This window comes from Micromonospora parva (assembly GCF_000718515.1).
Lineage (GTDB): Bacteria > Actinomycetota > Actinomycetes > Mycobacteriales > Micromonosporaceae > Micromonospora > Micromonospora parva.
Genome location: NZ_JNZS01000010.1, coordinates 22,250 through 34,745 on the forward strand (window position 1 = coordinate 22,250; position 12,496 = coordinate 34,745).

15 protein-coding genes are annotated in these 12,496 nt (G+C 72.2%); 10 read left to right on the plus strand and 5 right to left on the minus strand.

All coding sequences use genetic code 11. The annotated features are described in order from the left end of the window. The first annotated feature begins 32 nt into the window (after positions 1-32). Genes IF22_RS0115120 through IF22_RS36165 form a run of 4 tightly spaced genes read left to right on the plus strand, consistent with a single transcriptional unit; the run spans position 33 to position 2,283 of the window. Positions 33-446, plus strand: coding sequence for a DUF6069 family protein (locus IF22_RS0115120; protein WP_030332429.1), 414 nt, complete (start codon positions 33-35; stop codon positions 444-446). A gap of 30 nt (positions 447-476) precedes the next feature. Next, complete coding sequence (locus IF22_RS0115125) at positions 477-830, plus strand: YciI family protein (protein ID WP_030332431.1); 354 nt, start codon at positions 477-479, stop codon at positions 828-830. A gap of 20 nt (positions 831-850) precedes the next feature. After that, positions 851-2,155: an RNA polymerase sigma factor gene (locus IF22_RS0115130; RefSeq protein WP_245233637.1), complete on the plus strand. Its 1,305-nt coding sequence runs from the start codon at positions 851-853 to the stop codon at positions 2,153-2,155. Continuing rightward, positions 2,152-2,283 carry a hypothetical protein gene (locus IF22_RS36165; protein WP_256443407.1) on the plus strand — a complete coding sequence of 44 codons (132 nt, stop codon included), beginning with the start codon at positions 2,152-2,154 and terminating at the stop codon, positions 2,281-2,283. The genes IF22_RS0115130 and IF22_RS36165 overlap by 4 nt, the downstream gene beginning before the upstream one ends. A 16-nt stretch (positions 2,284-2,299) precedes the next feature. Here IF22_RS36165 and IF22_RS0115140 read toward each other — a convergent pair whose 3' ends face one another. After that, positions 2,300-3,250 (minus strand): NADP-dependent oxidoreductase, encoded by a 951-nt coding sequence (locus tag IF22_RS0115140; protein WP_030332436.1) that lies wholly within the window; start codon positions 3,248-3,250, stop codon positions 2,300-2,302. A 10-nt stretch (positions 3,251-3,260) separates the two neighbouring features. Next, on the minus strand, positions 3,261-3,899 hold the full coding sequence (locus IF22_RS0115145; RefSeq protein WP_030332438.1) for an HD domain-containing protein: 639 nt from the start codon (positions 3,897-3,899) through the stop codon (positions 3,261-3,263). Positions 3,900-4,049: 150 nt separating this feature from the next. On the opposite strand from IF22_RS0115145, the gene IF22_RS0115150 reads away from it, so the two are divergent. Then, a complete protein-coding gene (locus IF22_RS0115150) occupies positions 4,050-5,027 on the plus strand; it encodes a GlxA family transcriptional regulator (protein ID WP_030332440.1) in 978 nt (325 codons plus the stop codon). Between the two features lie 63 nt (positions 5,028-5,090). Here IF22_RS0115150 and IF22_RS0115155 read toward each other — a convergent pair whose 3' ends face one another. Together IF22_RS0115155 and IF22_RS0115160 are read right to left on the minus strand one after the other, a co-directional pair. Beyond that, positions 5,091-5,651: an AMIN-like domain-containing (lipo)protein gene (locus IF22_RS0115155; RefSeq protein WP_030332442.1), complete on the minus strand. Its 561-nt coding sequence runs from the start codon at positions 5,649-5,651 to the stop codon at positions 5,091-5,093. Positions 5,652-5,780: 129 nt separating this feature from the next. Next, positions 5,781-7,043, minus strand: a complete 1,263-nt coding sequence (locus IF22_RS0115160; protein ID WP_051708555.1) for an MFS transporter — start codon at positions 7,041-7,043, stop codon at positions 5,781-5,783. 72 nt (positions 7,044-7,115) lie between these two features. Between IF22_RS0115160 and IF22_RS36170 the strand changes: the two genes are divergently transcribed. The 3 genes from IF22_RS36170 to IF22_RS0115175 all read left to right on the plus strand — a co-directional run bounded on the left by IF22_RS36170 (position 7,116) and on the right by IF22_RS0115175 (position 10,235). Then, positions 7,116-8,099 (plus strand): ArsR/SmtB family transcription factor, encoded by a 984-nt coding sequence (locus IF22_RS36170; RefSeq protein ID WP_030332445.1) that lies wholly within the window; start codon positions 7,116-7,118, stop codon positions 8,097-8,099. Positions 8,100-8,326: 227 nt separating this feature from the next. Continuing rightward, a complete protein-coding gene (locus IF22_RS0115170) occupies positions 8,327-9,442 on the plus strand; it encodes a snapalysin family zinc-dependent metalloprotease (protein WP_425339849.1) in 1,116 nt (371 codons plus the stop codon). A 124-nt stretch (positions 9,443-9,566) separates the two neighbouring features. After that, positions 9,567-10,235: a hypothetical protein gene (locus tag IF22_RS0115175; RefSeq protein WP_030332449.1), complete on the plus strand. Its 669-nt coding sequence runs from the start codon at positions 9,567-9,569 to the stop codon at positions 10,233-10,235. Between the two features lie 22 nt (positions 10,236-10,257). Here the strand turns inward: IF22_RS0115175 and IF22_RS0115180 are convergent, their stop codons facing one another. Then, entirely contained in the window at positions 10,258-11,088 is an 831-nt protein-coding gene (locus tag IF22_RS0115180) for a DUF3152 domain-containing protein (protein WP_030332451.1), read from the minus strand. A 138-nt stretch (positions 11,089-11,226) separates the two neighbouring features. On the opposite strand from IF22_RS0115180, the gene IF22_RS0115185 reads away from it, so the two are divergent. Together IF22_RS0115185 and IF22_RS0115190 are read left to right on the plus strand one after the other, a co-directional pair. Beyond that, entirely contained in the window at positions 11,227-11,727 is a 501-nt protein-coding gene (locus IF22_RS0115185) for a SigE family RNA polymerase sigma factor (protein ID WP_030332453.1), read from the plus strand. Beyond that, positions 11,724-12,485, plus strand: a complete 762-nt coding sequence (locus tag IF22_RS0115190; RefSeq protein WP_030332454.1) for a hypothetical protein — start codon at positions 11,724-11,726, stop codon at positions 12,483-12,485. The genes IF22_RS0115185 and IF22_RS0115190 overlap by 4 nt, the downstream gene beginning before the upstream one ends. Positions 12,486-12,496: the final 11 nt, after the last annotated feature.

A 12,496-nucleotide genomic window follows, 5' to 3' on the forward strand; every position in this document is an offset into this window, starting at 1 on the left:
ACGAGCCGGGCACCCAGCCACCGGAGGGCACGATGACCGCCACTGTGAACCCGACCCGCACCACCACGTCGACCGTCGGCGCGCTGATCCGGACCGGTGTCATCGCCGCCGTCGTCGCGAGCACCGCCACCATGGCCGTCGCCGCCGCCGGCGACCTGGCCGGCGTCAGCCTCGATCTGAGCGGCACCCCGATCCCGGTGTCGGGGTTCGGTGTGTTGACCGCCGTCTTCTCGCTGATCGGGGTCGCCATCGCGGCGCTGCTCGCGCGTTTCGCCCGGCGCCCGCGGCACACGTTCGTCCGCACGACGGTGGCGCTGACGGTCCTGTCGCTGGTGCCGGACGTGTTCGCCGACGCCGGGGCGGCCACCAAGGCGCTGCTGATGCTCACCCACCTGGTCGCGGCCGCGATCGTGATCCCCGCGATCGCCCGCCGCCTGGCCGCCTGACCTGCCCGTTCGACCTACTGGAGGATCGTCATGAAGCAGTACCTGCTGTCCGTGCACTTCGTCGAGGGCGCGCCGACGCCGTCCGACGAGGAGGTGCAGACCATGTTCCGGGAGACCGGCCGGATCAACGACGACATGCAGGCCGCGGGAGCCTGGGTCTTCGGCGGGGGACTCACGTCGCCCGAGAGCGCCACCGTCGTCCGGGTCGACAACGGCGCCACCACCATGAGCGACGGGCCGTTCGCCGAGACGAAGGAGCACATCGCCGGGTTCTGGGTCATCAGGTGCGCCGACCTGGACCAGGCGCTGGCCTGGGCGCAGAGGTGCGCGGCGGCCTGCGGCCCGATCGAGGTACGCCCCTTCGACGACCTGTCCCAGGCCTGACCAGTAGCCGGCCTCCCGACGTGGACCAGTCTCCCGACACTGACCTGGCGAGCATCTACCGCGCGGAGTACGGCCGCTGCGTCGCCACCCTTGCCCGCCTCCTCGGCGACATCAACCTCGCCGAGGAGGCGGTGCAGGACGCGTTCACCACAGCGCTGCAGAAGTGGCAAACCCCGCCGCCGAACCCCGGCGCCTGGATCGTGACCACCGCACGCAACCGGGCCGTCGACCGGCTTCGCCGGGAGTCGACCCGGGAGGCCCGGCACGCCCAGGCCCTGCTGCTGCACCAACAGGACGAGCCCAGGGAGGTGGGACCGGTGCAGGACGACCAGCTTCGACTCATGTTCACCTGCTGCCACCCGGCACTCGCTCCGGAGGCGCGGACGGCCCTCACGCTGCGCCTGCTCGGTGGCCTCGACGTGCCGGAGATCGCCCGGGCCTATCTGATTCAGGAGGCGACGGTCGCTCAGCGGATCGTGCGCGCCAAGAAGAAGATCCGCGACGCCGCCATCCCGTACCGGGTGCCCGCCGCACATGAGCTGCCGGACCGGTTGCCGCCCGTGCTCACCGTGCTTTATCTGATGTTCAACGAGGGCTACGCGTCCACCGCCGGACCGTTGATCAGAACGGACCTGTGCACCGAGGCGATCCGGCTCGCCCGCGAACTCGCCGCGTTGATGCCCGACGAGCCCGAGGTCCTGGGTCTGCTCGCGCTGCTGCTGCTGACCGAGGCGCGCCGCCCGGCCCGGCTCGACCCGGCCGGCGAACTGGTGCTGCTGGCCGACCAGGACCGGTCGCTGTGGAACGTGGCCCTCATCGCCGAGGGCCACGACCTGGTCCGTCGATGCCTGCGCCGCAACCAGCCCGGCCCGTACCAGATCCAGGCCGCGATCAGCGCGGTGCACACCGACGGCGCCGCCACCGACTGGCAGCAGGTCCTGGCGCTCTACGACCAGCTCCTCGCGCTCGCGCCAACCCCTGTCGTCGCGCTGAACCGTGCGGTCGCCGTGGCCGAGGTGCACGGACCGACGGTGGCCCTCGCCGCGTTGGAGGGTGTCGACCTTCCGGGCTTTCACCGGCTGCCCGCCACCCGTGCCGAGTTGCTGGCCCGGCTCGGACGGGACGACGAGGCCCGAGCCGCCTACGACCAGGCCATGGCTTTGGCCACCAACGAGACCGAGCGGGCCTACCTGCGGACCCGTCGCCGCCAACTGACACGTGAATGGAGAGCCCGAGGTCCGCGACGCCGGGGTGACCCGGATGAGGAGCCCCCCGGCGACGGTGGTGTCGAACACGCTGGCGGGCTCCCTCGACTGGCCCGGTGATCACCGGTCAGACCGGAACTGAGCCGATCTTCCAGGGCGCGGCCGATTTCGACCTGGAGCTGATCGGGAGCCGGACCCTCGACGGCCGGTCCCTGGAACTCAGCTACCGGCCCACCCTGCACGCCTGAGCCGCCTACGCGCCGGTCAGCTGTCCGCGCTCTGGTGCCGCGGTGCCTCATCGTCCGCGACCCGGATGATCGTCTTGCCCGGTGCGCGGCGGTGACGAGCGAACGCCGAGGCCGTCTCGTGCAGCGGTCGCACGGCGCCGACGATGGGTTTGAGCCGTCCGGCCCGCAGGCGCTGGGCGAGGTCGATCAACCGGGCGCGATCAGGCTCGACGACGAAGAAGACGGCTCTCCCGTCCTTCGGCTGGACGGTGGGCGGCGTGGCGATGGTGACGACGGTGCCGCCGGGGCGTACGAGTTCGGTCGACCGCCGGAGGATGTCGCCGCCGATGACGTCGAGCACCACGTCCACCTCGCCGACCCGGCGCAGATCGTCGGCGTCCAGGTCGAGGAACGTCTGCGCGCCGAGGCTGAGCGCGAGGTCCCGGTCGTCGGCCCGGCCGGTGCCAATCACGTGCGCGCCCACCTCCCGCGCGAGTTGAACGGCGATCGAGCCGACGCCTCCCGCGGCGCCGTGAATGAGGACGGTCTGACCGGTCGCGAGGTGAGCGTGGTCGAACAGCCCCTGCCATGCGGTCAGTCCGGAAATGGGCAGCGCCGCGGCCACGGTGTGGTCGATGTCGGCCGCGAGCGGGGCGAGGTTGCGAGCCTCCACCGCCGTGAATTCGGCCAGCGACCCGTTGCGCGCCCAGTCGGTCAGTCCGAACACCCGCTGACCCACTGTGAGGCCGGTGGTGCCGTAGCCGAGTTCGACCACGACTCCGGACAACTCGTGCCCGGGGATGCTGGGTGTCCGGTCGCGGCCGGCACGATCGGACCACGTCGCCGGCCAGTCGAGCTCTCCGGGGGTGAAGCCCGCGGCGTGAACGCGCACGATGACGTCGTTCTCCGCGGCATGAGGGTGCGGCATGTCGGTCAGCGTGAGCCCGCTGATCCCCGCGTCACGGTCGCGTACGGTGATCGCTCGCATCGGTGTCCAATCAACTCGGCCAGGGCGACCCGACGATGCGCTCGACAGTCGTCACGCGCTGGAAGCCGGGGATGAAGTGTTCGAGGATGTCCGAGTTCACGGTGCCGTTCGTGGTCTCGGGGCGGTTCTTCAGCCCGTCGACGTGGGCGCGCAGGAACTCGTTCTTGAAGTCCCCGCGTGGATGGGCGGCGAGGATGTCGCCGAGCTGATCGTGTTCCAGCCCGTCCAGACCGAGGCCGAGGACATCGGTCAGCACACCGAGGTACGTGGTCGCGATCTCCGGGCCCATCCGGTCGGGAATGCCGGGCGAGGTGTGCAGCGCGACCGCCGTCCACACGGTCTCGGCGGCGGCGGTCGAGAAACCCCGGCCCATCAGGAACGCGCGCGCGTGGTCGGCGCTGTCGATCTCGAAGCGCTGCTCGACGTCGGAGAACGGGGTCAGCAGGCCGGTGTCGTGGAACATGGCCGCCAGATAGAGCAGCTCCGGGTCCGGTTTCACGCCGAGCCGGTGGGCGTGGATCAGGCCGAAGAAGAAGACCCGGCGGGAGTGGTGGTAAATGACCGGCCTGGTGGTTTCCTGGATGTGCCGGGTCGCTTCGGCGACCGCCGCTGTATCCGGAATCTCCAACCCCGCGATGACCTCTGACATGTCCTCCGACCTTCCCGGCACTGTGCGCAGCCGTGTTGACGCCCCCCATGCTGCCCACCGATCGTCGTACGGCGCCGCCCTCGTCCGGCCAGGAATCCCTCATATCCGGACGCGGTCCGCGGCTGGTGGAGGGCGTGCTACCAATGAGCGGTGCCGAACACCGGTCCGCATCGGGTCGCGATCCTCGTCTACGACGGGGTGACATTGTTGGACGTCGCCGGTCCGGCGGAGGTGTTCAAGGAGGCGAACCGCTTCGGTGCCGACTACCGGATCGTGCTGCTGTCGCCGACCGGTGCGGAGGTCACCTCCAGTCTCGGGGTCCGGATGGCGGTGGACGGTGCGATCGCCGCCGAGCCGGCGTTCGACACCCTGCTGGTGGCCGGGTCCGACCACTATCCGAGCGCCACGGTGCCCGCCGGCCTGGTGGACGCCGTGCGGGTGCCGGCGGCTGCGGCGGGAAGGGTCGCGTCGATCTGCACCGGGGCGTTCGTTCTCGCCGCCGCCGGTGTCCTCGACGGCAAGCGTGCGACAACGCACTGGCAGGTCGCGCACCAGCTCGCCGCCCGGTATCCCGCGTGCCGCGTCGAGCCGGACGCGATCTACGTCCGCGACGGCAGCACGTACACCTCGGCGGGGGTGACCGCCGGGATCGACCTGGCGCTCGCTCTCGTCGAAGAGGACCACGGACCCGACCTGGCGCGCGACGTCGCCCGCGCCCTGGTGGTGTACATGCAGCGCGCGGGCGGCCAGTCCCAGTTCTCCGCGCCGTTGCAGGGGCCGCCCCCGCGCTCGGCGGCGCTGCGGACCGTCACCGACGTGGTGACGGCGAACCCTCGCGGCGACTTCTCGCTCGCCGAACTCGCCAGGCACCTGAACGTGAGCACCCGGCAACTCACCCGGCTCTTTCACGACGAGCTGTCCACGACACCGGCCCGCTACGTGGAGAACATCCGATTCGACCTGGCGCGGGCGCTGCTCGACCAGGGTCACACCGCGACGCGGGCCGCGACCCTGGCGGGGTTCCCCAGCTACGAGAGCCTGCGACGGGTCTTCGCCCGGAAGTTGTCGATCAGCCCCGCCGCCTACCAACGGCGGTTCAGTACGGCGCGCCGCAGCGAGGTGGGCTAGGTGTTCTGCGCGTGGCCGCCCGCCGGGTACGGGCGGACGGCCACGCGGCTCGGCCGGATCCGATCACCACTGGTGGGCGACGTCGAGCACCACCCGGCTGTGGGTGCCCGGTCCGGCCAGTACGAGCACGCGGAACGGCAACCGCGCCCGTACGCCGACGGCGAAGGTGCTGTAGCCCTCGTAGCTGCCGCCGAAGACCACGTCGCGCAGCGTCGGATAGCGCAACAGGTTGCTCACGTGCTCGCCGACCGCGTACGGCACGGTGCCCAGGTGGTCGTCGTCGTACGCGGGGGCCCGCAGCGAGACCCGCAGCAGCGCGCCCCCGGCGGTGTACGGCGACAGGGCCAACCCTTCGCCCTCGGTCCACGTCTCGCCGTAGCCGATCGCGTAACCGTTGACCGGGCCGGCGAACTCGAACACCACCCGGTCGTAGCAGTCGTGCCGGCCGGTCCGGACCTCGACCAGCGGCGCGTCACTCAACGCGCCGGCCGACTTTTCCGCGCTGCCCCAGGTGATCCCGCAGTACGCGGCCGTCGTGCCGCCCGCCGCGGTGCTGCTGCCGGCGCTGGCGACCAGGCCGGCGAGGACGACCGCCAGCGCGGTCAGTGCGCTCCTGATCCTCATTGTGGTTTCTCCGTTCGGTGTCGGGGCCACGTCGCGGCGGCGCTGCCGGTGACCCTCTGCCGCCACCGTCGTCCCGCCCCGCCACAGGGGCTTCGCCGTGGCGTAACCGCTGGGTAACAGCGGACGGGGTCAGTCGACCGAGGGCGGCCGGTCCAGGGTGCGCAACGGTGAGAAGAACACCGGAAGCCAGGTCAACGCGTTCGCGGCCGCGCCCACCACCAGTGCGGTGCGGACGTTCGCGTACTGGCCGAGCACCCCGGCGAGCACCGCGCCGATGGCGAGCGCCCCGGTGAGCAGGAACCGGAAGGTGGCGTTCATCCGGCCGAGCAACTCGTCCGGGGTGGCGCCTTGGCGCAGGCTGACTCCGATCACGTTGCCCACCCCCGTCCGCCAGGCCAGTGCCAGCCAGCCGCTCGCCGCCACCCAGAGCATCGGCCCGGTGTCGATCAGCGTGACCAGTCCACCGAGGGGTGCGACGAGCAGGCCGGGTAGCCACAGCGCGCGACCGTGACCGATTCGCTCGGCGAGTGGGCGGGCGGTCACCGCGCCGAGGAGAGCGCCGATTCCGCCCGTACCGAGGAAGAGGCCGAGCGCGGCGGCGCCCAGGCCGAGCTCGCGCAGGAACACCACCGGCAGCATGGCGGTGGTCAGCTGCATGGTCAGGTTGATGCTCGCGGTCGACAGGGCGAGCGGACGCAGCAGAGGGCTGCCGGTCACGTGCCGGACACCGGCGCCGAGCTGGTGGGCGAAGCCGCCCGGTGCCCGGGGCTGGCGCGGGCGGGGCGCCTCGGGGCGGATCCGGGTCAGGATCACCCCGGAGACCACGTAGGCCGCCGCGTCCAGCACGATCGCGACCGGCGCGGTCAGCGCCTGCACGACGATCCCGCCGAGCCCTCGTCCGGCGATCTGCATGGTGGCGTTCGTGCTCATCATCAGTGCGTTCGCCGCGACCAGTCGGTCCCGGCCGACCACCTGCGGCAGACAGCTCTGCGCGGCGACGTCGGCGAAGACGGTGCCGACCCCGGTCAGTAGCACCACCAGGTACAGCTGGGGGATGCTCAGCACGCCGGCCCACCACGCCAGCGGCACGGACGCCACCAGCGCGGCACGGGTGATGTCGGCGGTGACCAGGACGGCGCGTCGTGGCAGCCGGTCCACCCAGACTCCGGCCGGCAGACCGATCAGCAGGAACGCGGCGGTGCTCAGCGCACCGAGCAGGCCCACCTCGGCGGGGGTTGCCGCGAGCAGGGACACCGCCATCACCGGTACGGCCATCTGGCCGATGTGGAAGCCGATGCCGTCGATGAGGGACGCGGCGTAGAGCAGTCGGAAGGAGGGCGGCCAGGCACTGGTCCGGTGCGTCGGTGCGGTTGTCGTCGGGGCGGTGGTCACACCGTCCACGGTGCCGGCAGTGGCGCGTCGAACCGATAGATTCGACTCTCGCCGAATCCACCGGGAGCGCCAATGATGCTGGTCGGCCTGGCCGCGCGGGACCTGGCGATGACCCGCTTCGCGGTGTCACCGCTGTGGGAGGCGGTGGCCAGCGTGCGGGTCGTCAAGCGGCCGCAACAGTTCCCGGAGCACCTGGCCTGGTACGAGCGGGTCCGGCCCCGGCTGACCGGGGTGGACTGGCGGCTCTTCGCCGACCTGGTGCGGATGCCGACGCCGGTCATCCCCGCCTTCCTCTGCCCGCCCCCGGCCATGTCACAGCCCACCCTCGACGTCGAGTTGGCGACCCTCGTCGCCACCTCTGCGGAGGCGGTTCGGGCCGGTGTCGAAGCGTTGCCCGGGCCACGCTCGTCGCGCCTGGCGGCGCTGCATGCCGACCCGGCGACCGAGCTGCCCCGGCTGGCCACGGCGATCCGGGGGTACGCCGACGCGGTCATCGCGCCCTACTGGCCCCGGATGCGAGCCCTGCTGGAGCGGGAGGTGCTGCTCGGCGCGCAGCGGATGGCCACCGACGGGGTGCACGGCCTGCTCAATCACCTCAACCAGTTCGTCCGGCTGGAGGCCGAGACGCTGACCGTGGAGCACGTCACCCTGGCCGGCTCGGTGCGACTCGACGGGCGGGGTCTGCTGCTCGTACCGTCGGTGTTCATCGGCGCTCGGGTGTGGTCGAACTTCGACTCTCCGGGGCAGCCGGTCCTGCGGTTCCCGGCGCGGGCGGTGGGCACGCTCTGGGAACGGGATCCGACCCCGCACGGGCGAGGGTTGGCGCGGGTGCTGGGTCGAACCCGGGCGGCGCTGCTGCACGAGCTGGCGGTCCCGACCTCGACGCTGGAACTGGCCGGTCGGTGTGGCCTCGCGACGGGCACCGTGTCGCAGCACCTCGGTGCGCTGCGCGAAGCCGGCCTGGTGGGCGCGCACCGCGTCGGGCGCTTCGTGCTCTACGCCCGCACCACCGCGGCTGAGGCGTTGATCGCCGCCAGCGGTGCGGGTGCCACCTGACGTCGTCCGCGCGACCGGCGACTGCCGGCGGCCGGGGTGCTCGACGCGGCCACGGTATGACGCTTCCGCTATGCCTGACATCGATCGCCGTCACAGTAACATCTACGTGCATCGATGACCCGGTGGCTGATGGTCGCCGGACGACCGCAGGGGAGTGCATGATGCTTCGACGACAACTGAGACGTGCGGCGCTGGCCATGCTGGTGGCGATCCTGGCGGCGGCCGGGATGCAGCTCGCCACCGGCGCTCCGGCCGCCGCCGTCCGGACCGTCTACTACGACGCGAGCCGGACCGGTGAGTTCCGGACCAACTTCGACCAGGCGGCGCAGATCTGGAACAGCCGGGTCAGCAACGTCCGGCTGCTGGCCGGCACCCCGGCCAGCATCACCATCTACGTCGACGACGGCTGGCCCCGGGCGCAACCGACCGGCCTCGGCTCGGGCCGGATCTGGATGGGCCGCACGGCCGTCAACCAGGGCTACGACCGCAACCGCATCGCCGCCCACGAGATCGGCCACATCCTGGGCCTGCCGGACCGGCGGACCGGGCTGTGCACCGACCTGATGTCCGGCAGCAGCGCCCCGGTGTCCTGCCGCAACGCGAACCCCAGCTCCACCGAGGCGAGCCGGGTGAACTCGCTGTTCGCCGGCAGCCTGGCCGCGCCCGCCAGCACGACGTACACCTGGAGCGGCGACTCGGACATCGCGCCGTTGGTGGTCGGCGGCCGGCCGGCGTCGGAGAACTACCCGTTCATGGTGTACGTCTCCGGCTGCACCGGCACGCTGATCAAGGGCAACTGGGCGGTCACCGCCAAGCACTGTTCGACGCCGTCCTCGGTGCGGGTGGGCAGCATCAACCGCACCAGCGGCGGGACCGTCGTGCGGGTGACCCGGGCGGTCAACCACCCGAGCGTCGACGTCAAGCTGCTGCAACTGGCCAGCTCGGTGACGTACGCCCCGGCCCCGATCCCGAGCACCTCCGGCGCGGTCGGCACCGCCACCCGGATCATCGGCTGGGGTCAGACCTGCGCTCCCCGGGGCTGCGGGTCGGCGCCGGCGGTGGCCAACGAACTGGACACCTCCATCGTGGCCGACAGCCGGTGCTCCGGCATCAACGGCCCGTACGAGATCTGCACCAACAACACCAACGGCAATTCCGGCGCCTGCTACGGCGACTCGGGTGGTCCGCAGGTGCGCAAGGTCAACGGGGTGTGGAACCTGATCGGCGCGACGAGTCGGGCCGGCAACAACAACTCCACCTGCGCCACCGGCCCGTCCATCTATGTGGACCTGCCGTCCATCCGCTCGTGGATCTCCACTCAGGTCGGCGGCCTGCCCGTCTGACCGGCACTGACATCGCGGGCGGGGGCGCGCGACGCACGCGCCCCCGCCCGGGTGTGCCGGTGTCACCACGCGCTCGCCGGACGCGGTACGGTGCGTGGCATCTCGGCACATCGGAGGTCGCTTCATGCCTACCGTCGTCGTTCTCGCGCTGACCCTCGCCCTCGCCCCGGCGCCCTCGCCGTCGGCCACGTCGAATCCGCTCGGCGACATCATCGGTGGGGTCGGTCAGATCGTCGACGACCTGCTCGGCGGCGACCCGCCCAGTGCCGCTCCGACACCGAGCGCCACCGCGACCGGGGTGCCCACGCCCAGTCGGCCACCGGCCGCCGGTCAGCCCACCCCGGTGCGGACCACGGCGGTCCCGGCGCCCGCCGGTTCGGTGGGTGATGCTCCCGCACCCGCCGCCCCCGCCCCTGATCGCCGCCCCGTCGGCGAGAGCACCGACACCCGCGAGGTCGTCGTGCCCCAGCGCGACGGCGACACCCCCGAACCGGCCGCCCCGCCGGTGTTCGCCAGCCCCACCCGCGACGCCTGGCCACCCGCGTCGTACCTGTTGGTCGTCGTGCTGCTCGCGGTGCTGGCGCTGCTGCTCCTGCGCCGCCGGGCCCCGGCCCCCGCCGTTGCCGCACCCGCGCCGGACCCCGGTCCCGTGCCGGATTCCGGTCCCGCACCGGATCCCGGCCCGGTTCCGGACAACGACAACGTCAGCCGCCTGCCGACCAGCCTCAACGCCATCTACGAGATGGGTCGGCTGGATGAGCGACTCGAACAGGAACGGCGGCGGCGCACCTGATGGCACACCGCCGCCGACGGTCTCAGCGCGCCGGGTAGCCGCCCTCACGCCGGGGGATCTCGTCGTCGTACGCCCCGACCGGGCCGCTGTAGCGGGTCTTGCCCTTCGGGTACGGCCAGGCGTTCGCGGCGCAACCGTGCAGGCCCAGCGTCTGCTGCTGCATCACCGGCGCCGCCCGGCCCCGCCCGGGGCACCGCTCGTGGCCGTACCCGAGTTTGTGTCCCACCTCGTGGTTGACCATGTACTGCCGGTAGGTGTCGAGGCTCGCGCCGTACCGCGGCACCCCCTTGACCCAACGCGCCACGTTGAGCACCACCCGGGCACCGTTGCGGCACGAGGTGTAGGCGTCCGGCACGTCCTGGCAGAGCGTGTCACGGGTGCCGGGGGTCGCCAGGTAGATGGTGAAGTCGGTCGGTTCACCGGCACCGACCCGGCGCAGCCGCCACGCCCCGCCCGCCGTCCACCCGCGCGGGTCGTTCAGCGTCGTGGTGATCGCGGTCGCGATGTCAGCCGTCGCCAGGCCCTGGATGTCGCGCTCCACGGCGACCCGGTAGCGCAGCAACCGGCCGCCCGTCGCGCGTCCCGGCGTCGTCTCGCCGGACGCCACCGACCAGCGGTTACCGCCGGTGGCGGGGTAGGTCACCGGGATGACCGCTGGGGAACTGGACCGCACCTCGGTGGTCGCGCTCGGCCGCCCGGCGGGTGTCGCCGGCCCGGCGGGCAGCTCTCCGGCGGCGACCGGTTCGGTGGCCGGTTCCCCGGCGGCCGGCAGACCGCATCCGGTGAGCAACGCCATCACCAGCAGCGACGCCATCGATGCGGGACCCCAGCGGCGGGTAACCTTCGTCGACATGTCTCTCCCCTCGCGCAACGCTCGGTGGTGGCGCGGAGGAGAAGACGGGTGACCGGGGCGAAAAGTTGATGTGACCCAGCGCTCAACCTTTTGCCGGCCCCGCCCGTCTCTAGCTCTGTGGCACGGGGAGGGTTCGCGGTGGCGCGGGGGGACGCGGATTTCGTGGAGTTCGCGCGGGTGGCGTCCGCGCGACTGGTGCACGCCGCGTTCCTGATGACCGGCGACCACCACCAGGCCGAGGACGCCGCGCAGACCGCGCTGGTCCGTACCTACGCGTCGTGGTCACGGATCCACGACGACGACGCCTACGGGTACGCGCGCCGCACGCTGGTCAACCATCTGGTGGACGGGTGGCGACGGCCGATGCGGGAGTACCCGACCGACGAGGTGCCGGAGCGGCGGCGTGACGACGTGGCCGACGACGTGGCAACCCGGCGCTGGTTGATCGCCATCCTCGGTGCGCTCAGCCCTCGGGAGCGCGCCATCGTCGTCCTGCGCTACTACTTCGACCTGCCGGAGGCGCAGGTGGCCCGGGAACTTTCGGTATCCGTCGGCACCGTCAAGAGCACCAGTTCGCGGGCTCTGGAGAAGTTGCGCAGCGCCACCCCCCGGATGGCCGATGAGGAGGCGCGCCGATGAGCGAGCTGGAACGGCTCCGCCACGCCATGCGGGCGACCGAGCGTCCCGACGCGGGGCTCGATCTGAGCGCCGTGATGCGCGAGGGACGTCGGTTGCGTACCCGTCGGCGCGTCGCCGCGGCCGGGGCGGCGACGCTCGCGACCGGCCTGGCCGCCGCGGTCGTCGCGGTGGCGGTCGGCGTGTCCGGGCCGGGCGATCCGACGCCGACCGAGCCCCTGCCGCCGGCCGCTGTCGCTTCACCGACGGTTGCCGACTCGCCGACAGCGCAGAAGTCGCCGGACCGCACGCCACCGCCGACGCTGGCCAGCGACAGGCCGCTGGCGAAGCCCCTGGGCCAGTTGGTGGACAGCGGGGTACGGCACGGCAGCGAGCGCCGAATGTACTACTTCGTCCCGGTGTCCGTGCCCGGCCAACCCAAGGTGTCCATCGGCCTGGCCGCCGGTCGCCAAACCCCCGGCGGCTCGCTGACGACGGACATCCTGGTCAACGACGTCGAGGGCAGTGACCGCAGCGCCGGGTTCCACCAGATCGGCTACGACGAGAGGTCAGCCGCCGCGCCGGTGCCCACCTTCGGCTACTTCGTCGGCCCCGCCAAGCGGATCATCGGCACCGTCGACGGTCGGCAGGTCGACGCCCGGGTGACGCGGTGGAGTCTCGACAGCCAGGTGGTGATCTTCTGGTTCGATCCGGCGCACCTCACCCCGGGGGAGCGGCTGGACGGCATCATCGCCCGCGACGGCGGCGGCCGTCGACTCTGACGCGCTGCCGC